Annotated in this window: 21 protein-coding genes, 2 tRNA genes and 1 CRISPR repeat array; of the genes, 20 read left to right on the forward strand and 3 right to left on the reverse strand. The window is 36.3% G+C overall.

Going from position 1 to position 26385, the window contains the following annotated elements; all coding sequences use genetic code 11:
* The first annotated feature begins 90 nt into the window (after positions 1-90).
* The 6 genes from JOD07_RS15710 (at position 91) to trmB (ending at position 6003) form a co-directional block, all read left to right on the forward strand.
* On the forward strand, positions 91-1095 hold the full coding sequence (locus JOD07_RS15710; protein ID WP_158741725.1) for a 3D domain-containing protein: 1005 nt from the start codon (positions 91-93) through the stop codon (positions 1093-1095).
* A 38-nt stretch (positions 1096-1133) separates the two neighbouring features.
* Positions 1134-2003 carry a 16S rRNA (adenine(1518)-N(6)/adenine(1519)-N(6))-dimethyltransferase RsmA gene (gene rsmA / locus JOD07_RS12955; protein ID WP_204614253.1) on the forward strand — a complete coding sequence of 290 codons (870 nt, stop codon included), beginning with the start codon at positions 1134-1136 and terminating at the stop codon, positions 2001-2003.
* A 495-nt stretch (positions 2004-2498) separates the two neighbouring features.
* A complete protein-coding gene (locus JOD07_RS12960; protein WP_204614254.1) occupies positions 2499-2861 on the forward strand; it encodes a hypothetical protein in 363 nt (120 codons plus the stop codon).
* A gap of 112 nt (positions 2862-2973) precedes the next feature.
* On the forward strand, positions 2974-4167 hold the full coding sequence (locus JOD07_RS12965; protein ID WP_204614256.1) for a DUF7922 domain-containing protein: 1194 nt from the start codon (positions 2974-2976) through the stop codon (positions 4165-4167).
* A gap of 209 nt (positions 4168-4376) precedes the next feature.
* Complete coding sequence (gene uvsE / locus JOD07_RS12970) at positions 4377-5330, forward strand: UV DNA damage repair endonuclease UvsE (protein WP_204614258.1); 954 nt, start codon at positions 4377-4379, stop codon at positions 5328-5330.
* A 19-nt stretch (positions 5331-5349) separates the two neighbouring features.
* On the forward strand, positions 5350-6003 hold the full coding sequence (gene trmB, locus JOD07_RS12975; RefSeq protein ID WP_204614260.1) for a tRNA (guanosine(46)-N7)-methyltransferase TrmB: 654 nt from the start codon (positions 5350-5352) through the stop codon (positions 6001-6003).
* Positions 6004-6008: 5 nt separating this feature from the next.
* Here trmB and JOD07_RS12980 read toward each other — a convergent pair whose 3' ends face one another.
* Complete coding sequence (locus JOD07_RS12980; protein ID WP_158741719.1) at positions 6009-6809, reverse strand: peptidoglycan-binding domain-containing protein; 801 nt, start codon at positions 6807-6809, stop codon at positions 6009-6011.
* A gap of 191 nt (positions 6810-7000) precedes the next feature.
* Between JOD07_RS12980 and JOD07_RS12985 the strand changes: the two genes are divergently transcribed.
* Together JOD07_RS12985 and JOD07_RS12990 are read left to right on the forward strand one after the other, a co-directional pair.
* A complete protein-coding gene (locus tag JOD07_RS12985) occupies positions 7001-7198 on the forward strand; it encodes a hypothetical protein (RefSeq protein ID WP_158741718.1) in 198 nt (65 codons plus the stop codon).
* 409 nt (positions 7199-7607) lie between these two features.
* Positions 7608-8492, forward strand: coding sequence for a ribokinase (locus JOD07_RS12990; RefSeq protein ID WP_204614261.1), 885 nt, complete (start codon positions 7608-7610; stop codon positions 8490-8492).
* 142 nt (positions 8493-8634) lie between these two features.
* Here the strand turns inward: JOD07_RS12990 and JOD07_RS12995 are convergent, their stop codons facing one another.
* Positions 8635-9654 carry a CPBP family intramembrane glutamic endopeptidase gene (locus JOD07_RS12995; RefSeq protein WP_158741716.1) on the reverse strand — a complete coding sequence of 340 codons (1020 nt, stop codon included), beginning with the start codon at positions 9652-9654 and terminating at the stop codon, positions 8635-8637.
* Positions 9655-9667: 13 nt separating this feature from the next.
* A complete protein-coding gene (locus JOD07_RS13000; protein ID WP_243429332.1) occupies positions 9668-10828 on the reverse strand; it encodes an AI-2E family transporter in 1161 nt (386 codons plus the stop codon).
* Positions 10829-10988: 160 nt separating this feature from the next.
* Here JOD07_RS13000 and JOD07_RS13005 point away from each other — a divergent pair.
* From JOD07_RS13005 to JOD07_RS13060, 12 genes are all read left to right on the forward strand, one after another.
* Positions 10989-11061: transfer RNA gene (locus JOD07_RS13005), tRNA-Lys, on the forward strand.
* A 4-nt stretch (positions 11062-11065) separates the two neighbouring features.
* Positions 11066-11148, forward strand: a tRNA-Leu gene (locus JOD07_RS13010).
* 268 nt (positions 11149-11416) lie between these two features.
* Positions 11417-12828: direct repeats of the CRISPR family, unit length 30 nt; unit sequence GTTTTAATCGGACTATTGTAGAATTGAAAC.
* Between the two features lie 234 nt (positions 12829-13062).
* Positions 13063-14814 carry a methyl-accepting chemotaxis protein gene (locus JOD07_RS13015; protein ID WP_204614263.1) on the forward strand — a complete coding sequence of 584 codons (1752 nt, stop codon included), beginning with the start codon at positions 13063-13065 and terminating at the stop codon, positions 14812-14814.
* A 15-nt stretch (positions 14815-14829) separates the two neighbouring features.
* Positions 14830-16455, forward strand: a complete 1626-nt coding sequence (locus tag JOD07_RS13020; RefSeq protein WP_204614264.1) for a response regulator — start codon at positions 14830-14832, stop codon at positions 16453-16455.
* 21 nt (positions 16456-16476) lie between these two features.
* Positions 16477-17955: a sensor histidine kinase gene (locus JOD07_RS13025; protein WP_158741712.1), complete on the forward strand. Its 1479-nt coding sequence runs from the start codon at positions 16477-16479 to the stop codon at positions 17953-17955.
* 159 nt (positions 17956-18114) lie between these two features.
* Positions 18115-19182, forward strand: coding sequence for an ABC transporter substrate-binding protein (locus JOD07_RS13030; RefSeq protein WP_158741711.1), 1068 nt, complete (start codon positions 18115-18117; stop codon positions 19180-19182).
* A gap of 108 nt (positions 19183-19290) precedes the next feature.
* Positions 19291-20802 (forward strand): sugar ABC transporter ATP-binding protein, encoded by a 1512-nt coding sequence (locus tag JOD07_RS13035; protein ID WP_158741710.1) that lies wholly within the window; start codon positions 19291-19293, stop codon positions 20800-20802.
* On the forward strand, positions 20799-21857 hold the full coding sequence (locus JOD07_RS13040) for an ABC transporter permease (RefSeq protein WP_204614265.1): 1059 nt from the start codon (positions 20799-20801) through the stop codon (positions 21855-21857). Before JOD07_RS13035 ends, JOD07_RS13040 begins: the two co-directional genes overlap by 4 nt.
* Before the next feature lies 1 nt (position 21858).
* Positions 21859-22926 (forward strand): ABC transporter permease subunit, encoded by a 1068-nt coding sequence (locus tag JOD07_RS13045; RefSeq protein ID WP_204614266.1) that lies wholly within the window; start codon positions 21859-21861, stop codon positions 22924-22926.
* A gap of 390 nt (positions 22927-23316) precedes the next feature.
* Positions 23317-24171 carry an Ig-like domain-containing protein gene (locus JOD07_RS13050; protein ID WP_204614267.1) on the forward strand — a complete coding sequence of 285 codons (855 nt, stop codon included), beginning with the start codon at positions 23317-23319 and terminating at the stop codon, positions 24169-24171.
* Positions 24172-24395: 224 nt separating this feature from the next.
* Complete coding sequence (locus JOD07_RS13055; protein WP_204614275.1) at positions 24396-25658, forward strand: S-layer homology domain-containing protein; 1263 nt, start codon at positions 24396-24398, stop codon at positions 25656-25658.
* Between the two features lie 74 nt (positions 25659-25732).
* Positions 25733-26383, forward strand: a complete 651-nt coding sequence (locus JOD07_RS13060) for a family 43 glycosylhydrolase (RefSeq protein WP_204614277.1) — start codon at positions 25733-25735, stop codon at positions 26381-26383.
* Positions 26384-26385 lie beyond the last annotated feature (2 nt).

Consider the following 26385-nt stretch of genomic DNA (forward strand, 5'->3'; position numbering starts at 1 on the left):
TAATTTATTAACAATGTATTAAGTAAATTTGACAATCCATAGTTTTCCATTTATAATACCAAAGAACTCACTTATACAGGAGGTAAAAAAATGAACCAAAAAACAAGAACCCTATTGCTTATTATAGGTATGTTCTTATTGGGCTCAAGCAGCGTTACAGCATATCAACTGATGTTAAAAGAAGTAACGGTTATTGATAATGATAAGTTAACATTATACAAAACACCTAAAACTACTGTAGAAAGTTTTTTACAGGAGCAAAGTATTACATTAAGTGAAAATGACGAAATGGATGTAGACCCGGATGATCAAATCGTAGAAGGAATGACCATAACTATTCACAGAGCAGTTCCTGTTGAAGTAACAGTGGACGGAAAAGAAAAAGAAGTGTATACTAAAACAAAGACCATTGAAGATTTTTTAGAAGAGCAGAATATTGAATTAGGCAGCAAAGGAAATACCAACATTCCTCTGGAAGAAAGAATTCGTCCTTATATGGAATTAGAGATTCAAACCTACAAAGAAGAATTTATCACTGAAAAGGCTGAGATTCCATATAAGACTCAGACAAAAGAAACCACTAATCTTCCGGCAGGAGAAAAGAAAGTTGTACAGCATGGTAAAAAGGGAATCTTGGAGAAAACCATTAAGATCGAATATCTTGGAGGAAAGGAACAAAAAAGAGAAGTAGTTGCAGAGATTGTTCTAAGCGAGCCCCAAGATGAAATTATAGAAGTTGGTGCCCAAAACACCATAAAAGGGTCAGACGGAAAAATATATAAGTACAAAAAGGTTCTGACTATGAATGCTACAGCTTACACTGCAAGTTACAAGGATACAGGTAAATATCCTGGTCAACCAGGATTTGGAATTACATATACAGGAACCAGGGCAAGAGTTGGAACAGTTGCTGTGGATCCAAAAGTAATTCCACTGGGAACTAAATTGTATGTTGAAGGTTATGGATATGCTGTAGCGGAAGATATAGGAGGAGCTATTAAAGGGAATAAAATTGATTTATACTTTAATACTCTGGAAGAAGCCGTTAATTTCGGCAGACAGCAAAGAAAAGTATATATACTGGCAGAACAATAAACTAAAGACATGGCTTTAAAGTAACAGAGGAGAATCCTATGGACTTAATTGCATCCCCTAGTAAGACAAAAGAGATTTTAAGTAAATACCCGTTTGTGTTTAGAAAGAAATACGGACAGAATTTTTTAATTGATTCCCATGTTTTAAATAAAATCATAAAGGGCGCACAAATTACAGAAGAGGATTGTGTGCTTGAGATCGGTCCGGGCATCGGAAGCTTAACTCAAGTGTTATCTTTTCAGGCCAAAAAGGTCATAGCAGTAGAAATCGACGACCAATTGATACCGATTTTAAATGATACATTAGGCCAATATGATAATATTAAAATCATTCATGGGGATATATTAAAGATTGACTTAAAAAAGCTTATAGAAGAGGAAAACAGTAATCAACCCATTAAGGTAGTGGCTAATCTGCCTTACTACATTACGACCCCTATTATTATGGAACTTTTAGAGAGCAAGCTGCCGGTAAAAAGTATTACGATTATGGTTCAAAAAGAAGTTGCGCAAAGACTTGCAGCTTCTCCGGGCAGCAAAGATTACGGAGCTATTTCAGTTGCGGTCCAATATTATTCAAAGCCCTGTCTGCTCGCAAATGTTCCTCATAATTGCTTTATTCCAAGACCTAATGTAGATTCCGCTGTTATACATCTGGAAGTATTAAATGAGCCCACAGTATCTGTAAAAGATGAAGCATTATTTTTTAAAATTATAAAAGCAGCATTTTCACAAAGAAGAAAAACTTTGATCAATAGCCTATATAATCAAAATGTGATTTCTATTTCTAAGGAAGAAATGGCCAGTATACTGAGCAGAGTCGGTCTGGATGAAAATATTAGAGGGGAAATGCTTTCGATTGATGAGTTTGCTAAGTTATCCGATGCTTTAAGTGAATATTTGAAGTAAAAAAGGCTCTTTATCAATAATAGTGGGATTATTCAAATCCCACCTTGTTATTGATTTTGAGCCTATTTTAATGCAATGATTAGGTACTAACTCAATCCATTCAAAAGGAAATGATTATAAGCATATAAAAAACTTAATCTTAATAGTTTTATTTAATTTTCAGCAGTACATTTTAACCTCTGGCATACCGGAGGTTTTATTATTTTTAATATGATCTTTCGGATATAAGCTGTAGAAAGTTATGCTAACGAAGTCAATTATTTTTTTTAGATAAAACCAAATAAAATATAAAAAATTGTCGAAAATACTTGTGAAAAACTTCTTGTATATGTATAGTTAATAATGTTGATTATTTTGGAATTATTTTGATAAGTAAGAAAAGGCTAATTTAAATGAATCATTAGATATATCAAAGTGAGTTATCAACTTTATTAGGTAGGGAAGCGTTTTTAAATATGAAATGGGTTTAATATATTTGAAAAAAGGGGTGAAGGTGTGGAACTGTTCGATTCTTTTAAAAGGGAAGAGGATGTTAAAGAAATTGATCATGTATATGATGATGAAGCTGAAATCCAAATGGTACAGGAACTGTTTGATCAAAACAACGAATTGCTGACAGAACATTATATACAAGAGTTTCTACTACCAAAACTGATACAGCTTGAAGAAGCAAGAAAGGTTGAATTGTCCCAAAAGCTTAAGAAAGATGAAACACGTCTTTATCATAATGTCTATGGAGAAGGTATTTTTGTTGGTTTGGATCCGACCAATAATTATATACAGGTAAGATTTGACAGTGCGAAAAAGACCTGCGAATTTTCATTCCCTGATGCCATCGGAGAGTATTTATTTATGTAAAAACCGGAGAAAATTAAAAGAGACATTGAGATGGAGCTTCTATGATTTATGTCATATTTTTTATTCTCCTCCAATATATTATAAAGACAAGGTATATAATGGGGGAGTTAAAGTGAGTAGGGAATATTATAGAGCGTATATTATTTTAAAACAAGATACCAGAGGATATTCTTTCACAAGCAAAGAACCTTCCGGTTACTGTAAAGTTGATGCTTATGGTGATCAGGCCAAAATCCAAGTCTATGTGCAGGACTTAAAGCCTATTCCCAAAGAAAAAGGCTATAGATTCTCACTGCTTGCGAATTTGCCTGCGGGTCCCAGGATTGTGCCTATAGAATCTTTTTATGTAGATGAAAAGGGTAAAAGAGATATTAAAATAAGTGTCAACAGAAACAATGTCGGGGGAAGCGGCCTTTCCATAGAACAGTTTGAAGGAGCGGTGATTACGGCAGAAGATGCTATTTCCCCTAATGTACCCCTGGTTGGTTTTAAAAAAGAACCATTTGCATGGAAAAGCTTATTAAACGCTGTGAGTGTAAAGCATGAATCAGAAGTAAAAGTAAAATCAGAAGAAGAAAAAGAAACCCTTAGAGCAATCAAAACAGAAGGGCCAACAGAGGACTTTATAAAAGAGCCTGACTTAGCTAAAAAGGCGGAGGAAGCTAAGAGCATAGGAGCAATACAAGAAATTAAAGAAGAACGAGGATTAGAAACCATAGAGCAAACAAAAGCAGAAGAAACAGCACAAAAAGACGAATTTCTTGAATCCATAGAAGTGGCAGAATCCAATTTTGAAACATCTGAAGTAGAAGGCTTATTAGCGTCAGAAGCATCCGATCGGGAAGTACCAGCTGCTGAAAATGGGGACACGGATTTTTTTTCATATTTTACCCCAGAGAAGCATGAAGAATTTCTTCACCATAAGCCTAAAAAAGAAAATTTCTTAAATAAAATTTTGCGGGAAAACATAAGAATGAATCCTTTTGAACGGAACAAGGAATACATGGAGTGGTACAGGATTTCTTATGAAGAACTGCCCTTGCTTTTAAATTATCCCTGGAGGTGGTACAGTAATCCTTATCTTTTAATAGGTGCCAAGAAGTATAATCACCTTCTTTTGGGAAGAAATGTACAGTTAAACACTTATTGCTTAGCTGTTCCTGATATTTATTTCCCAGCTGCAAAAGAAAAAGCCAAAGTTTATGGATTTAATTATTTTCTCTGTTGCAGAAATACACGACCTGCTCCCGGAGAATACGGTTACTGGATTATGGATTTGCCTCCGATTAGTTTTGAATTGGATTAAAAGAGTGTGTGTTATGCACATTCTTTTTTTTATTATATAGGAAATTCTTCTGAATTTCCTATATAATAAAAAGCCTTCCGGAAAGATTTACACTCGCGCGAATTGTAATTTGTCTGCTTTGCCGACCGTGTTCGGCGAAAAAGCTTTGCAAACGAAACTTTTTTTAAATTGTGCACAAACTATATTAAAAAACTAAAAGGAGCAGAGTCATGTATATTCGGCTAGGCTATGTTGCAATTGCTTTAGGTCTTCCTAATGTTACATCTTCAAGCCATCTTACTTTCACCAGGTATCAAAAATTAATATCTGAGGAAGAAAAAATCAACCAATTAAAAAAAGTCACCCTTTCCAATCTAAACGATTTATACACCATTTTAAAATACAATATTGAACATCAAGTTCATTTTTATAGAATAACATCCAGGCTTGTTCCCCTTGCTACCCATCCCGAGGTAAAAGACTGGAGGTACAGAACTTTTTTTAAAGAGGATTTTAAAAGAATAGGAGAACTTGTAAAAAGTCACGGCATGCGGGTGGATACGCATCCGGATCAGTTTAACGTGTTAAACAGTACAAGGGAAGAGGTTGTGGAAGCTACCATAAGGGATCTGATGTATCACCATGCGTTATTTGAAGATATGGACTATCCTTTAGGGAAGATGGTTCTTCATATTGGTAGTACTCAGGGTGGCAAAGAAAAGGCTATGGAGCGGTTTATAGAGAACTTTAATAAGGCACCTAAAGAGATTCGGGATAAACTGATTTTAGAAAATGACGATAAAAGTTTTACAGCAAAAGATGTATTATCCATATGCAAAGAAATTAAAGCGCCCATGGTGTTGGACATACATCATCATTTATGCAATAATGAAGGGGAAGAACCTGATTTGGAAGCAATATTTTCAACATGGGAAGGGACAAATCTTCCTCCCAAGATCCATCTTTCAAGTCCTAAGGAAGGACCAAAAGACAGAAGACATGCGGACTATATTAATCCCATGGATTTTATTCAATTTGCAGAAAAGGTAAAAGAATTTAATATAGATATAGATGTTATGTTAGAATCAAAGAAAAAGGATTTATCCCTCTTTGCACTGGTAAAAGACATTAAAGCCTTAAAGCCGGAATGGCAGTGGGCGGATCAAACGACATTAGAAATCTGATATAAAAAGGAGAAAAATTATGCGTCTTAGAAAGAAAAAAGGGGTGGAAGAATTACTCACCGAATTTCCCAATGTTATCACCAATGCCAATGAATATAAAGGACATTGGGGAGAGTTGTTTTTTAATAATCATCCTATACATCTGGAAATAGGCATGGGAAGGGGAGGATTTCTGACGGCTTTATCAAAGAAGAATCCAGAGGTGAATTATATTGGCATGGAAAGGGTCGCAACGCTGGTATATGATGCAGTAACCAGGCTTGGAGACTACAAGCCGGAGCATTTAAAATTCATCTGGAATAATGCCCACAATATAGAAGAAATCTTTGCACCGTCAGAGATAGACAGAATCTATCTTAATTTCTCTGATCCCTGGCCAAAGCAAAGGCATGTTAAAAAAAGGCTTACCCATAGAGGGTTTTTAGAAAAATATGAAGAGATTTTAAAGCCTCAGGGGGAAATTCATTTTAAAACGGACAATGAAGGACTCTTTTTATTCTCATTAGAAGAGTTAAAAGAAAAAAACTGGATCCTTAAAAATATTACTTATGATTTGCATAAGGATCATAATGAAGACAATGTAATGACAGAATATGAAAAAAGATTTATTGCACAGGGGAAAAAGATCTTTCGTCTGGAAGCTGTTTCTCCAAAAAAACAGGAAGCCTTGTAGGCTTCCTATTTCTTTGCAAGATTTGCAATATATAGAGCGGCTTCTTTTACTTTATCCTGATGGATTTTTTGCATGGTGTTCGTACCGTGGGTTCTGCTGTTTAAAAAGTGAATATCCACGTGACCATCTATGCCGTTATTTTTTACGGAATCAAGATTTTGGCCTCTGCCGTATCCCCCGCTTCGACCGTCTACAACCTGTACAGCTGGTTTTGAATCCACTCCGGCATGGGGCATAGCAGTCATAGAACCGGCAAGGAGAGTACCGTCCACTTCAACAACAACTGCCCGTCTTTCCCAGCTGAAACCTCCCCAGATTTCTTTCATAATTTTTGTATCTTCTTTGGTTAAAGTTTCTACATCGGCATGGTTTGTACCAAAGGTTCTTTTAATCATAAAAGATTTGCCTGTTTTTATGTCTGTTACCTTTGCATTTTTCCCTCTGGGGAATATGTATTGAACTTTACTGAACCAATCCAATGCACCATTTGAAGCATCATTGGTCGTATTTGAAGTTGCAGGAACGCTTCCAAATAGTGACTTGTATGTATTATTGCCAACAATTCCGTCTACAGTAAGACCTTTAGCCTTTTGATATGCTTTAACGGCATCAGTGGTAATTGAGCCGTAGTAACCGGTCGCTGTAGGGTATTTAAAATATCCTAAATTCTTAAGTTCAGTTTGAACTTTTTTAACTTCTGTTCCGTTCATTCCCTGCTTCAGTAAAATAGCAGAAGCATTTTGAGGTATTATAAGAATAGAAGCTGCCAATAATCCTGCCATCCATTGTTTAAATTTCTTGCTCATTTGTTGTTCCTCCTTGGCTGTCTAGATTACATAACATATTTACATCTTTATTTTATTACAAAACTATTAACTTGTAAACCCTTTTTTAATAATTTTGTAACAAACAAACTATATTTCACAGAAGGAATTTTAAGCGCATATAATATCATAAATAGAATGAGTTTTTTTGGGATAAGGATCGGGGCGAGGGTATGAAGTTTCATGAAAAAATTCGCTTTAAGGCAAGGCTTTTTGGATACGGACATAAAGGCATTAAAACTGCCTCCCGGGAAATCGTTAAAAAAATAGATGAATTGGATCAATTTTTGGATGAGAACATCAATATGCCGGGAAAGAAGAAAAAGAAGAAAAAAAGCAAAGAAGGAAAAGACAAAGAAAAGGAATCATAAAATGAAGGGATGAGATGCTGCCTCTTAAGTAAGAAGAAATCACTTAAGGGGTGTTTTTATATTCAGATGATTTGCCGTTAAAATCTTAGGGAAATGCCAGATTATTAATTCTTTAAGGGATAAGATGTATACGCAAATACTTGTTAAAAACATATGAGATTCAATATAAAAATGAATTTACATATTAAAACTTATAGTATAGACTGATATTAAGCAGATCTTATAAAACCAGCTAATCCTAAAATATACATATAGATGACTGTAAAAGCACATAAAAACATAATGATATCAAACGATTTTAATATGGTAGAATACAAGTTTTTAAGTGATTCTCTCAGGATAAATAAAAAGAAGAGACAAAATGATGAGCATATTAGTTTAATAAAAAATGAGTACGAGGGGGATTATTATGAAAGTTTTAAACTTTGGATCGTTAAATTATGATTATGTCTACTCTTTAGACCATATTTTGGTTCCGGGAGAAACCATTGCCTCTTCTAAAATGGAAGTTTTTTGCGGTGGGAAAGGATTAAATCAGTCCATAGCTTTAGCCAGGGCAGGCGTTTCGGTATTTCATGCCGGCATGGTTGGAGAAGACGGGGAAACCTTATTAAACATGTGTAAGCAGAATGGAGTAAATACGGAATTGATCAAAGTGGTTCCAGGAAAAAGCGGCCACACCATCATCCAGGTGGATAAAGATGGTCAAAACTGCATTTTATTATATGGAGGAAGCAATCGTTGTTTAACCAAAGAATATGTCGATGAAGTTTTATCCCATTTTGAAAAGGGAGACCTTATTGTTTTACAAAATGAAATCAATTGCCTTGACTATATCATCGACAAAGCTTATGAAAAAGAAATGACCATTGTATTAAATCCCTCACCTTTTGATGATGCTTTAAAAAGCTGTGATTTATCCAAAGTTTCAATATTCCTTCTTAATGAAATAGAAGGAGAGCAAATTACTGGGGGAAAGGATCCGGAAGAGATCTTAAGGACTTTGCAGGACAAGTTTCCAAAAGCCAAAATCGTTTTAACTTTAGGAAGCAATGGCTCTGTCTATCAAGACCGGGACTGCCAATACAGGCAGGGAATATTTAAAGTAAAAGCAGTGGATACAACTGCTGCAGGAGATACTTTTACCGGATATTTTATCGCTTCGATCCTTCAGGAAAAACCTGTACCGGAAGCACTGAAACTGGCTGCCAAGGCTTCAGCCATTGCAGTATCCAGAGAAGGAGCTGTACCTTCTATTCCAACCCTTGATGAAGTGATGACCTGTTCAATTTAAATAGAATAAAAAAAGCGGCTGCTGATCTGTAAACATCAACAGCCGTTTTCTATTGTATAGAAAATCCTTAAGGATTTCCTATACAATAAAAAGCCTTCCGGTATTTTCTTATTAAAATATAACCGCTTATTTCACATATTTTTTATAAATAGGATAACAGATGCTCTAATACTAATGTAAAGCCCATATAAGCGATATAGAGCCCAATAGATACCCATACCGGCCAGTTAAAGACTTTTTGCCCGGAAGTTTCTAAAGGTTCTATAACAGTTTCTTGCCCTTCATATACATCTTCCGACTCAATCAAGGTATATTGGCCAGAAACTTCCAAGGGTTCTCTTGTCGTCTCTGCCTTTAGATTCTTTTTTGAGTAAAGATTTCTTAAAGCATATATCAAAATACCTGCAACAGGAGTTATTAAAAGTGCAAACACGAAAACTGCAGCCAGACTGATCAGTTTTTCAGCGAATGTCGGTTCCTGTGTTAAAGCAGTAATATCTTCATTGGTGAACTTTGTGATGAAAATAAGAAACTTTTGCAGAAGGACTTGCGAGCCATTAATCGTAAAGTGAGCCACCATTGAAGGAATAATGGAGTTGGTCAGCCTTACCATATAGGCAAACAGGGCTCCTAAAGCAAAGGCGTATAAAAATTGCTGCAGGTTTAAATGAAGCATGCCGAAGAATAGTCCATTCAGGAGCATGGCTTTTTTTATGTCTATTTCATCATATCCGGAGAGAAGAATGCCTCTCATGGTTATTTCCTCACATATGGCAGGGGTTAGGGCAATCACCGCAATCAATAAAAGGGTGGGATAGGAGTCCAGCTCGCTGATTAAATTGGCCACATCGTTTGTGAAAAATAAACTGCTAAGAGCCGATAAAACCATCATAAAAGGCTGAACAAAAATAGCAATAAGAAAGGAAAACAAAACCGTAGGCCAGCCGGGCCAGTTTAGCCTGAGAGTCTTTTTAACAGGCGCTTTGGTTATAATAAAGTAAAAACAAGCAGGAATCAGCAACAGAAGAATTTGGCTTGCTACGAGTATTAAGGGCATTGGCACATTGAGAAAAGAAAATATTATGGACAGGCATAAGCCTCCAAATATTCCAACGATGATTAATATTCCGGCAAACAGATTAGATTTAAGGGTTTGATTCATTCTTACACCTCTTTTAAATATCTTTTAATAATCCTTTTTTCTTTAATCTTTTTTCTACCCATTTGTTAAACAGGGTACGAATCACTGCAAAGGTAGGAACGCCGATCAGCATACCCAATACGCCTAAGAGGGCACCTCCTACGATAATGGAGAAAATTACCCAAAAAGGGCTAAGGCCTGTGGAGTCCCCTAATATTTTTGGCCCCAAAATAATTCCGTCAAATTGCTGCAGAGCAAAGATAAATAAACTTACCCAGAGGGCATCTACGGGGCTTATTAAAAGGGTAATTAAAATAGCTGGAATGGCACCGATAAAAGGGCCAAAATAAGGAATCATATTCGTAATGCCAACGATGACTGAAAGTAATAAAGCATAGGGATTTTTTAAAAACAGCATGCCGATAAAACATAAAATACCTATAATCAATGAGTCAATGAATTTACCGACAAAAAACTTATTAAACATCATATGGCTTTCTTTTGCTATAGACAGTATTTTGTTTGCGGTTTGCATATTAAAGATAGCATAGATGGTTTCTTTTGATTTTTTGATAAATCCTTCTTTTTCATTTAATAGATAAAATCCGATCATAAGTCCCAGAAGAATATTGATGAAACCTGAGGTAATACCTAAAGCGCTATTTACAATATATGTTAAAAGCTGATTAAGTATTAAACTGGATTTTTGAATCAAAGGATCTATATTGCTGTCGATAATGGATTTTAAATCATAAGACGTAAGGGAACTGTAGCTGGCCAAAAGCTCATCGAGATTTCTTTCTAAATTGGCCAGACTGCCAGGAGCTTTTTGGAACAGGTCTACGATGCTATGATAGATTTGAGGGAGTACATAGATAAAGACAAGACTTAAAAAGCCGAATACAGTGACATATACGACTAAAATAGATAGGATCCGCCTGAGCCGGGAATACCCTTTACGCTTATCTAATTGCTGAAGCCAAAATTCTACCTTATTGATGGCGGGGCTTAAAATATATGCGATAAAAAAACCGTAAATAAATGGCATTAGTATATGGACAAGTTTTTCAAAAAAATAAGAGACGTATTTAACAATAATAGTTACATTCCCAACAATCTTTTCGAACAAAACAGTCATTGCCAAAACCAGAAAAGCGTGCAATCCTATTTTAAAATATTTGTCGTCCCAAGGCATTTTTTTCAAGTTGACCACTCCCCCATGAGTTGCTATTATAAATACAGTATCATAGGATAATTTTTTGGTCAATGGAACATTTTTTTAAAAATAGGTATTGCAAAATGTAATTATCCATGATATAATGTTTTTCGCTTGGTAAATTTGATGACAAGCATATGCGCTATTAGCTCAGTTGGTAGAGCACCTGACTCTTAATCAGGGTGTCCGGGGTTCGAGCCCCCGATGGCGTATTATGCGATTGTGGCGGAATTGGCATACGCGCTAGACTAAGGATCTAGTGGTCCTAGACCTTGAGGGTTCGAGTCCCTCCAATCGCACTAAATAAAAAAGATATCTCCTGATCAGGAGATATCTTTTTTGCTATATAGCAAATTCTCTAGGATTTCCTATATAATAAAAAGATGTTCTCTTGATCTTGACAATGTACTTTGAATCAAAAGTGATCTTAAGATTCATGTCGTCGACCCTCGGTGATGCAAAATACCCAGGGGGTCGACGACTTTTTATTGCATTTAAAAGGGTTAATTGGTAAAATAAATACAAACAAATCAGGATTAAGAGATAAAAAACGTTGATTTTACTGCTGTTTTAATCGGACTATTGTAGAATTGAAACTGATTGCTGCGTTAAATTTTTCTTCTACTGCTTTAAGGTTTTAATCGGACTATTGTAGAATTGAAACTGGTTTTGTATATCTCTATGTAGTTTTATCCACCCGTTTTAATCGGACTATTGTAGAATTGAAACGGCTATCAACTTTGAACCTTGATTGTTCTAATTCGTTTTAATCGGACTATTGTAGAATTGAAACTCTTTAATTTCTAACTCTCGAAGACCGTCACAACTTGTTTTAATCGGACTATTGTAGAATTGAAACCTTCTATCTGACGTCTTCGTTCTTCCAGCGCGGCGAGTTTTAATCGGACTATTGTAGAATTGAAACTATTCCGATCAATTTTTTACCGGCTACCAATGGTAGTTTTAATCGGACTATTGTAGAATTGAAACTTTTTATCTCTTATCTTTAAAACCTTTACCTCTTGTTTTAATCGGACTATTGTAGAATTGAAACGAGAAGTCGGCGACATCTATTATTCAATTAAACTGGTTTTAATCGGACTATTGTAGAATTGAAACCTCAAAAACCAGTACGGTTTCATTCTCAATCCCCTCGTTTTAATCGGACTATTGTAGAATTGAAACCTGAGGCTCATTATGAATACTGTATCTTTTTAGGCACAAGTTTTAATCGGACTATTGTAGAATTGAAACTTCTAAGGCTGTTATTAAATTTGCTTTTGCTTCTTCTGTTTTAATCGGACTATTGTAGAATTGAAACTTAGTTTTATAGTAGATTAAATTTTCTGTATTAAAAGTTTTAATCGGACTATTGTAGAATTGAAACATACTAGTCATTGACGATTGTAAGTCTTTGCTTCTTCGTTTTAATCGGACTATTGTAGAATTGAAACAGTCTGTTTGTAGTTGCGCTATATCTTTTATTGCAGTTTTAATCGGACTATTGTAGAATTGAAACAAATTCATCTGGCTCATAATCTTCTGGCAAAATAAAGTTTTAATCGGACTATTGTAGAATTGAAACGCAGTATTAGTGTGGATACTATTTCACTAAATGAAAGTTTTAATCGGACTATTGTAGAATTGAAACTAGTTATATCCTCATTCAAATCTCCCACCCAATTTAGTTTTAATCGGACTATTGTAGAATTGAAACTTCTTTAGCAACTTCGGGATTTAATATTGTTTCTGTGTTTTAATCGGACTATTGTAGAATTGAAACTGGGAAGTATTTACTATAAAAACTTTGGCTGATAGAGTTTTAATCGGACTATTGTAGAATTGAAACGTAATTCATTACAACTTTTCTTATGTGTTTGTTTTGGTTTTAATCGGACTATTGTAGAATTGAAACTCACAACAAGCATCTGAGTTAGCAGAGGAATTAGGTTTTAATCGGACTATTGTAGAATTCAGTTTTGAAATCTTATGTTCCAATAAATATGTTTCAATAAATCCCTGACTTTTTTGGAGTCAGGGATTTATCTTTTGCATCGAAAAAAATTGTACAAAATACTAAAAATTACACCACTTTTTATTATCAGAAATGTATGATAAAATAAATGCGTGATAATATAAATAATAAAATATCACAAATTTTAAAGGAACAGCTGATTTTTTTTGTACAACAACGATGGGGGGAAGATGATACCATGAACTATTTGAGGAATTGTAAGGTTTCTACAAAGCTTTTTTTAATGGTACTGCCGACAGTGGTGATTGCGGTATTTTATCTTTATCAAATCGCTTGTCAATCCCAGAAGATCAGTGCCATTACAAAGAAAACATATTATGATGAGGTCTATGTGAATACGAGACTCATTTTAAATGCGGAAAGAGCTTTTTACGAAGCCACAATTGCAGAAAAAACTTTAGCACTATCCGGTGATGAGTTGGATGCAGATGCACGCTCCTCATTGTTGAGGGAATATAACTTTAAAAAAGGGAAGGTATTAGAGGAAGTAGAAAAAGCCATTGCCAATGTAAACAGCAATCCTAACTTTATTGATTTTAAATTTTCAGGACCTAAATATACAATCTATGAATTATACAATGCTTTTCAATCTGGTTTTCAGGATTGGGAGGCTGCCTATAATCCGGAAACTGGTGAAGGAGATATAAAAGCCAAGGAAGAGGCATTCGAGTATGCCAGTGACTTTTTAAACTACATGACGGATATTTTGGATGAATACAGCATATATGTTGAACAGAATATAGAGAAATCTGTTAAAGATACAGTGATTGAGTCAGCTATTATCCTTATAATACTCATCTTACTTGTTGTTTTACTGGCTGTATTTGTTATTCAATATTTAAGAAAACATATCTTAAAACTTACGGACAACATGAATGCCCTTTCAAAAAATGATTTATCTTTCAAACCGCATATGATACATAGTAAGGATGAATTAGGGGATTTATCGAAATCAATATCCACATTAATTTATTCTTTAAGGGATATTGTTAAAAGATTAACTCAATTAACGACGAGTTTGACCAATTCATCCCATGTTATGATGGATAGTTCCAATGAAGTTTCTGACTCTATGAACGAAATAAGTAACATCATATCTGATATTGCTAAGGGGGCATATGAACAAGCAGAGGATTCTAAACAACTTATGCAAGAAATTAATGTCTTAGGAGATGTGCTTCATAAAAGTACATCCAGTGCCAATGAACTCTCAAAGGCGAGCTTAGAGATCAAAGCGGCAACAGAAGAGGGGTTAAAAAGTGTCAATCAGCTTGAAGCAATAACCATAAAAAATGGGGAGTCTTTTCAATCGATTTTTGACAGCATTAAGATTACCCATGTCAATGCAGGTAAAATCAGTGAAGCCAGTGAATTGATTTCAGATATTGCCAGAAAGACAAAACTTTTATCATTAAATGCTACTATAGAGGCAGCCAGAGCAGGGGAATCAGGAAAAGGATTTGCTGTTGTTGCAGATGAAATAAGAAAGTTATCCGAGCAGTCAGAACAATCCATTGAGATGATACGAGGAATCTTAGAGCAACTTAAAAGCAATATCAATAGCATCAATCAACAGAGTGTTATTGCAAAAAATGCAGTTATGGCTCAGACAGCCAGTGTAAACGATACAAAGGATAAATATTTTGTGATTGTAGATACATTAAACAAAATAAATACAGAAATAAAGAATTTAGAGATGGTGACAAAAGATGTAGAGCATAGTCGTTCTGTGGTTTCTGATATTGGAATCAGGGTATCCAATATTTCTGAAGAGTATGCGGCAAGTACAGAAGAAACTTCTGCTATGACAGAGGGAATTTTAAAGGCTATGATGGATGTTAACCACATTGGGCAGGAATTAGATCACTTTGTCCTGGAATTAAAAGATTTGATTGGCAAGTTCAAGTTGCCGATGGAATTAGAAAATTAAGGAAAGGGCGGTATAATGTTAAAAGTATTTCTGGTTGAAGATGAGTTCGTTGTGAGAGAAGGTATAAAAAATAATATTGATTGGGCTGGAGAAGGATTTTTATTTTGCGGAGAAGCACCGGATGGTGAGATTGCTTATAAGATGATTCAAAAGGAGCAGCCAGATATTATCATCACAGATATCAAAATGCCTTTTATGAATGGATTGGAACTAAGCCGTCTCGTAACAAAGGAACTTCCAGAAAGCAAAATTATTATTTTAAGTGGACACGAAGAATTTACTTTTGCCCAGGAGGCTATAAAAATAGGTGTTATGGAGTATCTCCTAAAGCCTATTAGCAGTGTGGAATTAATGAAAGTAGTTAAACAAGTTGCCCAGAAGATTATTAAAGAGAGAATGGAAAAGAGTAATTTTGAAAGATATAAAAAAGAGATGGAAGAAAATGAAGTTTATATTAAGCGACGTCTTTTTGAAGATATGATTCAGGGTTCTCTTTCCACCGCCCAGATTTTAGAGAGAAGTAAAGAGCTTGGTTTTGAAATGAGCGCACCATATTATCAAATTGTACTGTTTAAGTATAGTATTGGGGGCAAGGATGAAAATTTTTCTGATGAATTATTAGGGGTTGTCAAGGATTTAAAGGACATTAATTCCAAGTATCACCATATTGTGTTTTTTGATCGTGCCATTGAAGGGATTGCCTTGATTATAAAAGCAAATTCCCTGGAACAGCTGGAAGAGATCCGTAAGAAGTATTTTGATGAAATTAAATCATTATTTTCTAATCATCCTGAAATCAATTATTTTGGAGGTGTAGGCAGTCCTGTAAGCAGGCTAACACAGCTTAGAGAGTCTTATGAGAGTGCATCTTTGGCTTTTGCTCGCCGCTTTATTTTAGATGAAAATGCTATTATAAGCAGCGATGAACTTTCAGATTTGATTTATGAACAGGATAGCCCTACTATTAATGATTTTCAATTAGGTAATTTAGACATTAAAAGAGTGGATGGATTTTTAAGAAACGGTGAAGCCAGTGAGATTCAGTTTTTTGTTGAAGAATTTCTAAAAAGCATCAATAAAACAAGCAAAAAATCATTACTATTTAAGCAGTATATCTTTATGAATGTATATTTTACAGTGCTTAATTTTCTCAAGGAAATAGGAAGAGAAGAGGTTTTAACAGAAGAATCCTCTACCGGAATGAATGAGATGAAAGAAGTCCTTATGGATTTTCAAAAGGTGAAATCCTATATCACCCGTCTGCTCACTATAGCTATTGAGCAAAGGGATGTCATAAGAACAAAGCGTTATCATCGTATGATCGAACAAGCCAAAGAATACATTAATGAACATTATGCGGATGAAAATATATCTTTAAATGAAGTGGCGGCATATGTGAACATAAGTCCCAGTCATTTTAGTACAATTTTTAGTCGTGAAATGGGTAAAAGTTTTATACGATATTTAACGGATCTGCGTATGAATAAAGCTAAGGAATTATTGAAATGCTCGGATTTACGTTGCTCAGAAATCAGTATGGCAGTAGGTTATAAGGACCCCCATTATTTTTCATATCTTTTCAAAAAAGAGCAAAATTGCACGCCTAAACAGTATCGAAATATGAAGAAGGATGCCGTATAGTGCTTTATGGAGGTTGACGGAGTGAAGCCTTGGATTAGACATACATTCGGAAAGACCTTTGGGAATTTGAAATTGAATAGAAAGATCCAAATTTCTATTATGGTATGCATTATTCCACTTTTTATTCTTTTTATGATGATGTTTTTTAATATATCTAAAATGAATCGGGAATATAACCAGATTATAGCCAATGCTTCTGAAGCCGGGCGATTTAGTATTGATTTTAAAGAAGAATTTGATTACAAGATTTATTTGCTTATAGCAGGACACTCATCCTTTGAAGAGGAAGATCCCTACAGTACCATTAATGACGCAAGGGCTATTGCCTATGATCTTATTATAAATACCAACCTTAAAGAAAATAAACAGCGGGCAAAGACCATTTTAAAGCTGTTGGACAATCTTGAGAGGTATGTACAACGTATTGAACAAAATAAGATCGAGGGAGGGCACTATGATGATAACATCATTATATGGGAAAAGGATATTCAGATTGTTACAGCCCTTATTCAGTCCACAGTATTAGAATACACATATTATGAAACGAAAGCCATAGATCAGGTCAGATTAGAAACCTTGGAGAATTTCAGGCAAATTATCTTATATACTCTTATCATCTTTGGAATTGTTATGATTATTGAGATTGCTTTATCTATTATTATTCCAAATAGTATTGTTAAACCCATTCAGCATTTAAATGATGTTACCAAACAGGTCGCTAAGGGCGACCTTTCCGTTCGTGCCAAAGTTTTGCATGGAGCGGAGGTAAAAAGCTTGGGAGAATCCCTTAATATGATGATTGGAAGAATAGAGTATCTTTTAGATGCGGTGAAAACAGAGGAAAAAAACTTAAGGGAAGCAGAGCTTGAACTTTTGCAGGCTCAGATCAATCCACACTTTCTTTATAACACCCTGGATACGATTATTTGGCTGGCTGAATCGGGAAATCCCAAAGAGGTAGTGGATATGGTGAAGGCATTATCAGACTTCTTTCGTACGTCATTAAATCATGGCAACGGCATGTTTACCTTAAAAGAAGAGGAACGGCATGTAAAGAGCTATCTCCAGATTCAGCATGTGAGATACCAGGATATATTAGAGTATGAGATTGACTTACCTGATGATATTAAGGATGCCATCATACCCAAAATCACATTGCAGCCTATTGTTGAAAATGCCCTTTATCACGGAATAAAAAACCGCAGAGGCAAAGGAAAGATTAGTGTTACTGGAATGAGAGAAGGTAATGATGTTGTAATTTCTATTGCGGATAATGGCGCAGGGATGACACCTGAACAACTTAACAAAATCACCACTCTTTTAAATGAGGGACATGCAGGTGGAAAAGTTCAAAAGAAGATGGATTCCTATGGACTTTATAATGTTAATCAGCGGATCAAGCTTAAGTTTGGAAATAATTATGGCCTTTCTATCAGCAGCGTATATGGAGAGGGAACTTGTGTAAAAGTAAGAATTCCATTTGGAAATTCAATTCCATAAAAATTTCAAATAAAATCAAAAAAAAGTCAACTTAAAAATGAGTCAAGTGAAAATATTCAAATAAATACAAATGAATGTTAATTGATGCCAATTTGATGATTTTGTATAATTTGAATATAAACCTTAACTGGTGTGTAAAAAAGGATGGAGGATGGTAAAATGAAGACATTTAAAAAGTTTATTGCGTTAATGTTGACTGGTATGTTAATTACAGCATTAACGGCATGTGGAGGAAGCAAAACTACAGAAGCTCCAGCTACTGCTGATACACCAGCTGCTGAAGCTCCAGCTGCATCTGCACCTGCAGAAACAAAAGAAGACAAAGATCTAATTTATGTTGGATTTGTTCAAGTTGGTGCAGAATCTGACTGGCGTATGGCCAATACAAAATCCATGCAGGAAACTTTCACAGAAGAAAATGGATTCAAATTTGAAATGGTTGATGCGCAACAAAAAACAGATAAACAAATCACAGCAATCAGAGACTTCATTCAAAAAGATGTTGATTACATTGTTCTCGCTCCAAACACAGAAGCTGGTTGGGATACAGTTTTAGGAGAAGCAAGAGATGCAGGAATTCCTGTTATTATCGTTGACCGTATGATTCAAACCAGTGATGACAGTCTCTTCACAGCTTGGGTAGGATCAAACTTCAAACAAGAAGGTTATGACGCAGTGGATGCTCTTGCAGAAGCACTTAAACTTAAAGGTATTGATCCTAAAGCAGAAGAAATCAATATCGTTACGCTTCAAGGAACTATGGGATCCTCTGCACAAATTGGACGTACAGACGGATTTGCTGAAAAAATGAAAGAATATCCTAACTGGAAAATGTTAGACAGACAATCCGGTGACTTCACACAGGAAAAAGGTCAGGAAGTTATGGAATCTTTCTTAAAATCCTATCCTGATATCGATGTTGTAATCGCTGAAAATGACAATATGGCATTTGGTGCAATTAATGCAATCAAAGCTGCAGGAAAAACTTGTGGTCCAAATGGAGATATTACTATCGTTTCCTTTGACGCAGTTAAAGCTGCTTTTGAAGCTATGATTGCCGGAGATATCGATGTAGACGTTGAATGTAATCCATTACATGGTCCCCGTGTAAAAGAAATTATTGAAAAATTAGAAGCTGGTCAAACAGTAGATAAGATCGCTTATGTTAAAGAAGATGTATTCTTTGCTAAAGATGCTGCAAACATCATTGGAAGCCGTCAATATTAATGCTCAAATTTAGGAAAGCTGATTGCGCTGATTATGATGCTTAATACGAACCGCCGAGGAATCATTTATGGTTCTTCGACGGACTTTTTTTAGAAGGAGTGAAGACAAATGGCATCTAATGAAATTTTGACTATGCGCCGAATAACGAAAAACTTTATTGGCGTAAGGGCGTTAAATAATGTTGATTTCACTCTTAGAGCTGGTGAAATTCATGCGTTGATGGGCGAAAATGGTGCGGGCAAATCTACCTTAATTAAGGTATTAACAGGAGCTGAAGAATTCGAAAGCGGAGAAATCAGAATTGCGGGCATAGACCACCCTATTATCAATCGTTCTCCCCAGGAAGCGCAGCGTAATGGAATCAGCACAGTATATCAGGAAGTCAATCTTTGTCCGAATTTATCTGTTGCAGAAAATCTTTTTATCGGAAGAGAACCAAAGAAATTTGGAAGAATCGACTGGAAGACGATGAACAAAAGAGCTAAGGAAATATTAGATGAACTGGACATCCATATTGATGTAACCCTTACGCTTGACAATTATTCTGTGGCTATTCAGCAAATGATTGCCATAGCAAGAGCTGTTGATATTTCAGCAAAGGTACTGATTTTAGATGAACCTACATCGAGTCTTGATGAGCAAGAAGTTGAAAAACTTTTCCAAGTTATGAGGATGCTAAAAGAAAGAGGCTTAGGTATTATATTCGTTACCCACTTCTTAGATCAGGTATATGCAGTATGTGATCGTATCACTGTACTTAGAAATGGAGAATTAGTTGGAGAATATGAGATAGAAAACTTGCCACGTCTGCAGCTGGTAGCTCGTATGATGGGAAAAGATCTGGATGATTTAGAAGAGATTAAGAGTGAGCATACAAGTTCTAAAGGTGAAGTAGTCATTGAAGCAAAAGGATTAGGTTGTAAAGGAAAAGTAAAACCTTTTGATCTATCGATTCATAAAGGTGAAGTGATAGGGTTATCAGGTCTTTTGGGATCTGGACGAAGTGAACTTGCAAGGACATTATATGGTGCAGACAAACCAGACAGTGGAGAACTTAAAGTGAATGGTCAAAGATTAGCTGCTAATGCACCGATTGATTCTATTAAAGCAGGTATGGCATTTTTACCAGAAAACCGTAAAGATGAAGGGATTATTGCTGATCTATCTGTAAGAGAAAACATTATACTCGCATTACAGGCAAGACAAGGATTATTTAAATTATTAAGTAGAAAAGAACAGGAAGAATTCGCCGATCGATATATAGAACTTCTTAAGATTAAAACAGCCAGCAGAGAAACCCCTATCAAACAACTTAGTGGAGGAAACCAGCAAAAGGCAATACTCGCACGATGGCTGCTTTTAAATCCGGACTTTCTTATATTGGATGAACCCACAAGAGGTATAGATGTGGGTACCAAAACAGAAATCCAGAAACTTGTAATAGAACTTGCCAAACAAGGCAAAGCAGTAATGTTCATATCTTCTGAAATAGAAGAAATGCTGCGTACCTGTAACCGTATGCTTGTTTTACGGGATTCCTCCGTCGTAGGAGAACTTCATGATGAGGAAATCAGCCAAGACAATATCATGGCGGCAATAGCAGGGGGGAATGCGGTATGAAAAATATAAAGATTTTCAAAAAACCTTTATATCAGTATTCATTATTTTTACCAATCGTATGTCTTATTTTAGTGCTCATAGCAAATCTTATCCAAACACCAACCTTTTTTAAGATTACGATTCAAAATGGAGTTTTATATGGGTATATGATTGATATCATCAATCGTGCCAGCGGGCTTGTTATCCTTGCAGTAGGCATGACATTGGTGGTTGCAGCTTCCGGAGGAACAGATATATCTGTAGGGGCAGTGAGTGCTCTTGCCGGGGCGGTGTGTGTAGCGACTCTTGGAACAGAAGAAACATATAGAGTGCCTTATATTGTAGCCGTATTACTGGCTTTGCTTATAGGAATCATTTGTGGTGTCGTAAACGGATATCTGGTTTCTTATATGAAAGTTCAGCCTATGGTTGCAACCCTTATTCTGTTTACTGCAGGAAGAGGAATTGCTCAATTGGTTACAGGCAGTTTTATTCTCTATGTTAAACCTGAGCAGTTTGGCTATCTTGGTAACTTTATGCCGGGAATACCTGTTCCAACGCCTTGTTTTGTGGCATTGATCATAGTTTTGATAACGTTTATTGTTCTAAAAAAGACGCCTCTTGGCATGTATATTCAATCTGTAGGGATCAATAGCCGCGCCAGCCGACTGATTGGGCTTAATTCAAAGCTTATTGTATTTCTTACTTATGTGTTCTGTGGTTTATTGGCGGCGGTAGCAGGTTTGATTTCCGTATCAAGAACTATGTCTATTGATGCCAATAACGTAGGATTAAACTCAGAATTGGATGCGATTTTGGCAGTGGCTATCGGTGGCAACAGCCTGGGTGGAGGTAAATTCTCCCTTTTGGGAAGCGTGATCGGTGCGATCACTATACAGGCACTTACTACGACCCTTTATGCAATGCATGTAGCTGCTGACCAGCTTCCACTATATAAAGCAATTGTGGTTGTAATTATTGTATCTTTACAATCTCCTACATTAATTAAATGGTTTAAATCTATAGTACCTAAGGTATACACTAACTCTAATCAAGCTGTAAAGGAGGCGAAATAAGATGAGTAATCTGAAAACCAATTCGCCTCAGCAACCTCAGCCAAACTTTTTTAAGGTTATAGCTGAAAAGCTCCTGGAGCGTAACTTTTTACTCTTTGCTACCATAACATTATTCATCATCATGTATATAGCAGGACTTATTGTATACAAGGACAAAAACTTTGCAAATCTGCAGGTTTTTCTGAATCTGTTTACCAGTAATGCAGGACTTATCATTGTATCTGTAGGGATGACAATGGTTCTTATTACTGGTGGAATAGATATTTCTGTTGGGTCCGTAGTAGCTGTTACTTGTATGATGCTTGCGGCGATGATGGAAAAGGCCCATATGGGTGTTGTACCAGCTATGCTGATTGTTCTTGTATTTGGTGTTATATTTGGAGCAATTCAGGGTTGGCTGATCGCATATCTAAATATTCAGCCGTTTATTGTAACCCTTGCAGGGATGTTCTTTGCAAGAGGGTTGACTGCCATGATTAGCCTTGAAATGATTACCATAACTAATGAAACTTTTTTGGCAATTGCCCAGAAAAAAATCTATTTGCCTTTTGGTGGATATGTGAATAAAAAAGGCGTTATGATTTATCCATATATTTATCCCACAGTGATTTTGGCCCTCATTATTGTGGTTCTTGCGTACTTTTTACTTAAATATACTAAGTTCGGCCGTGCGATCTATGCTGTCGGTGGTAAAGAACAATCCGCACTGCTTATGGGTCTTAACGTAAAGCGTACCAAATTCTATGTTTATATCATCAATGGTTTTCTTGCTACTTTAGGAGGCATTGCATTCTGTTTAAATACAAGTGGTGCCTTTGTTGAACTGGCAAGAGGCTTTGAAATGGATGCTATTGCAGCTACGGTTATAGGAGGTACACCTCTTACCGGTGGCGTAGGTAATGTCATTGGATCATTGTTTGGTGTGCTTATTAAAGCAACCATAGAAACTTTCGTATCTTTCCAGGGAAATATTTCTTCCTGGTGGTCCAAGATTATTATTTCCGCTCTTCTGGCTTTCTTTATTGTTCTTCAAAGTCTTCTTGTTATGAGAAAGGAAAAGAAAAGATAGAATCCCTCCCTATAATTATAGAAATTTCTTGATAGAAATGATGTGCCCCCACTAACTTTACTGCATAGTAGTTTAGATACATCCCTCATCTACTTGATAAGGGATGTATCATTTTTAACTACTATGCAATTTTTTTGCTTATTATTGTAAATTTGTTTCGTTATTAGCATTAGGTAAAGATGAAAAAAGTAAAAACTTTAAAAGTTTTTTAAAATATACTGATTCATATGGGTAAATATCCGTAAACAATGTAAAGACCTGCTTATAGTATTTCAAAAAGATATTCAATATAATTTTTTTTAAAGGGATAATTATGTTCAAATATTTGGCGGTAAGGAAGAGATCAGGGCGATAGCGTTAACAGAATTATTTTATAGGGAGGTATAGCTAATGAAAAAGTATAAAAAATGGCTGGCTGTAATGATGACTTCATTTTTTGTTATTACATCGAACTTGGGGATAGTACCAGTATTGGCAAACCCAGTACAGTATGAAGAAGGAACAGCTGCCACAGTTAATGCTTCTGCAGCAGATGTTGAAGCAGAAAAAGCAGGAGACAACACAGAAGATACTTTGGATATTACAGGCGGTGTTTATGATCGGCTCACAACTTTGGCTAATCCGGAAGATGAAGAAATACCAGTAACAGGAGTAGCACTTGACAGGAATACTCTAGCTTTAACAAAAGATTCAACCGCAACACTGACTGCAGCCATAACGCCTTTAAATGCAACCAATAAAACAGTAATCTTTGCATCAGACAATGAAGCTGTAGCTACTGTAACGGGAGCAGTTTATGATGAACTGACCGGAACAACAAGTGTAACGGTTTGTGCAATAGCTGCCGGAAGTGCAAGGATTACTGCAATGACAGCCGATGGAGGTAAAACTTCAACTTGTGATGTAACAGTAACAGACCAAAGTATCACAAAATCCTTTGTAATTCTAACGGATCATAAACTGGTCAGAGATGGGGGACTTAGCGCCAGTGTGCAAATTGACCTTGCAGAGGGAGCAGAGCCTCATAGTGGGGAAGAAACAGTGGTATTCCAATTGATGAAAGACAATGTACCAATAACGCTCTCTGCATGGATGAAGGATATAACTTCACAAGAAAAAATAACAGGATATTTTAACGTGGATCCTGCTGATACTTCCTACACAGTAAAGATATATGTATTAGATCGTTTTGATACGGATATAACTGAACCGATCCGTTTAGCGGAATCCGTCACTTTAAAATAATTTATATAAATCAAGGGGCCTGTTTAGCAGGCCCATAGATATTATAGCCTTATATTCTAACAATCAGAACAGTTGAGGAAGATATTTCATCTATGTGTTTGATCGTTTTTATAGTGCTATGAGCGCATCTGAAAGTTTGGCGGAATTAAAGATTAAAGTAATTATTATAAGCGTATGACTTAGGTCCAATGACTATAATAATGATAGGATCGGGGGAATTGAAAATGAAGAGAAGAATAATTGCTATTGCCATGCTGTTGACTTTTTTTACGGCCACCAACATATTTGCTGCAGAACTTACGATAGACAGTATCTCTGAGATAGGACCCGGAGGTACGGTAGTTATTTCAGGAAGCACTTCGATGGATGAGATTTCCATAAAAGTCATGGCACCTAATAGGACAATTCTCTATATAGATGTCGTAAAAGGACCAACATTTAATACTACCTTTGATCTTCCGGAAAATGCAGAAGAAGGCACTTACACAATTATAGCAGGACGAGACTCAGAAGTAGCAACAGTAACCTTTAACGCAAAAAGTGGAGATGCAAAAGTACCAGTAAGTGGAGTAAGCCTAGACAAAACCGCTTCAACAATAAAGGTAGGAGAAACATTACAATTATCAGCAGAAGTAATTCCAACCAATGCAACCAATAAGGCAGTAACATGGCAAAGCAATAATACTTCTATAGCAACAGTGGATCAAACAGGAAAAGTAACAGGAGTGAAGGCAGGTACTGCAATCATAACCGTTACAACCCGGGATGGCAACTTTAGTGCAGAGTGCAGTATAACCGTTACAAATCCATCTTCTGGTGGTTCTGGTGGATCAGGCGGTGGCAGTTCAGGTGGAAGCCAACCTGCAAAAGAAACAGATCAACCTAAAGAAGAAGTAAAAGAAGAAACACCAACAACAACTACAGAAACCGAGCAAGGTCAAACACCATCTTCACAAACTGCAGACTTTAAAGATACAGCAGAACACTGGGCAAGGGAAGCAATTAACAAATTGGTAAAAGAAGGCATCATCAGCGGATATCCGGATGGAACCTTCAGACCAAATGCCGAGATCACCAGAGCAGAATTTGTCACCTTAATATGCAGAATGTTAGGCTTAGAACCCATCAATAGCCCATCCAAATTTAAGGATGTAGACTCTAATGCCTGGTATGCAGGATACATCAATGCCATAAGAGAAGCAGGAATGATTGGTGGCTATGAAGATGGCACCTTTAAGCCGAATCAGAAGATTACAAGAGAAGAAGGCTTTGTTATTCTCTACAGAATGGCTAAAGCACAACTTAGTGCCTCCGGGTCTAATCCAAACTTTACGGATGATGAAAGTATCGCAGCATGGGCAAGGGAAGCAGTAGAAGCATTGGTATCAGCAGGAGTGGTAAGCGGTTATGAAGATGGAACCATAAAACCAAAGAACAATATTACCCGTGCAGAAACCGTGAAGATTCTTTCGTTCTTCTTGCAATAATTCTGCAGGAGTAAGTAATAAAGGAATCTAAGGAGGCGTGATGCATGAAGAAATTAAAAAAATGGATAGTTCTGATGTCGACTTGTGTTTTTGCAGCGCCATCAAGTTTAATAACAGGGCAGTATGAAGTACAAGCAGAGACTAATCTTGCTCCTGCAGCAGCAAAAATCCCGGGTAACAGCAATCCCCTTATTACCCACAAATATGGTGGAGACCCATGTGCTATGGTTTATGACGGCAGGGTTTACATCTATATGACAGATGATCAGGCTCAGTGGGAACTAACACCCGATACGAATAATAGTTATAGCGATTGTCGCAGTATCTCCATTATCTCTTCAGCCGATATGGTGAACTGGACAGACCACGGCAAGGTGCCGGTTGGCAAACAATTAGCGGGAGGAACTAGCTGGGCAGACAGGGCCTGGGCTCCTGCAGCTGCATGGAAGAACATTAATGGAGAAGATAAATTTTTTATCTACTTCGCTGATGGTGATACTGGTGGAATAGGTGTATTGGTGGGAGATTCGCCTATTGGACCTTTCCATGATCCTTTGGGTAAAGCACTTATCACTTGGGAAGTAGAAAATGTTAATTCTTCAAGTGTACCATGGCTCGTTGACCCGGCAGTTTTAGTGGATGATGATGGTAAAGCCTATCTTTACTTCGGTGGCGGTATAAACGGCTTAAATGCAAACGAGCCAAAGTCAGCCCGAGTGGTATAGTT

It is taken from the genome of Defluviitalea raffinosedens (genome assembly GCF_016908775.1).
In the GTDB taxonomy this organism is placed as follows: domain Bacteria; phylum Bacillota; class Clostridia; order Lachnospirales; family Defluviitaleaceae; genus Defluviitalea; species Defluviitalea raffinosedens.

Excerpts from the sequence above, each read along its gene's own strand:
- JOD07_RS15710 (WP_158741725.1), top strand. The coding sequence starts at position 91 with ATGAACCAAAAAACAAGAACCCTATTGCTTATTATAGGTATGTTCTTA.
- rsmA (WP_204614253.1), top strand. The coding sequence starts at position 1,134 with ATGGACTTAATTGCATCCCCTAGTAAGACAAAAGAGATTTTAAGTAAA.
- uvsE (WP_204614258.1), top strand. The coding sequence starts at position 4,377 with ATGTATATTCGGCTAGGCTATGTTGCAATTGCTTTAGGTCTTCCTAAT.
- trmB (WP_204614260.1), top strand. The coding sequence starts at position 5,350 with ATGCGTCTTAGAAAGAAAAAAGGGGTGGAAGAATTACTCACCGAATTT.
- JOD07_RS12980 (WP_158741719.1), bottom strand. The coding sequence starts at position 6,809 with ATGAGCAAGAAATTTAAACAATGGATGGCAGGATTATTGGCAGCTTCT.
- JOD07_RS12985 (WP_158741718.1), top strand. The coding sequence starts at position 7,001 with ATGAAGTTTCATGAAAAAATTCGCTTTAAGGCAAGGCTTTTTGGATAC.
- JOD07_RS12990 (WP_204614261.1), top strand. The coding sequence starts at position 7,608 with ATGAAAGTTTTAAACTTTGGATCGTTAAATTATGATTATGTCTACTCT.
- JOD07_RS12995 (WP_158741716.1), bottom strand. The coding sequence starts at position 9,654 with ATGAATCAAACCCTTAAATCTAATCTGTTTGCCGGAATATTAATCATC.
- JOD07_RS13000 (WP_243429332.1), bottom strand. The coding sequence starts at position 10,828 with ATGCCTTGGGACGACAAATATTTTAAAATAGGATTGCACGCTTTTCTG.
- JOD07_RS13015 (WP_204614263.1), top strand. The coding sequence starts at position 13,063 with ATGAACTATTTGAGGAATTGTAAGGTTTCTACAAAGCTTTTTTTAATG.
- JOD07_RS13020 (WP_204614264.1), top strand. The coding sequence starts at position 14,830 with ATGTTAAAAGTATTTCTGGTTGAAGATGAGTTCGTTGTGAGAGAAGGT.
- JOD07_RS13030 (WP_158741711.1), top strand. The coding sequence starts at position 18,115 with ATGAAGACATTTAAAAAGTTTATTGCGTTAATGTTGACTGGTATGTTA.
- JOD07_RS13035 (WP_158741710.1), top strand. The coding sequence starts at position 19,291 with ATGGCATCTAATGAAATTTTGACTATGCGCCGAATAACGAAAAACTTT.
- JOD07_RS13040 (WP_204614265.1), top strand. The coding sequence starts at position 20,799 with ATGAAAAATATAAAGATTTTCAAAAAACCTTTATATCAGTATTCATTA.
- JOD07_RS13045 (WP_204614266.1), top strand. The coding sequence starts at position 21,859 with ATGAGTAATCTGAAAACCAATTCGCCTCAGCAACCTCAGCCAAACTTT.
- JOD07_RS13050 (WP_204614267.1), top strand. The coding sequence starts at position 23,317 with ATGAAAAAGTATAAAAAATGGCTGGCTGTAATGATGACTTCATTTTTT.
- JOD07_RS13055 (WP_204614275.1), top strand. The coding sequence starts at position 24,396 with ATGAAGAGAAGAATAATTGCTATTGCCATGCTGTTGACTTTTTTTACG.
- JOD07_RS13060 (WP_204614277.1), top strand. The coding sequence starts at position 25,733 with ATGTCGACTTGTGTTTTTGCAGCGCCATCAAGTTTAATAACAGGGCAG.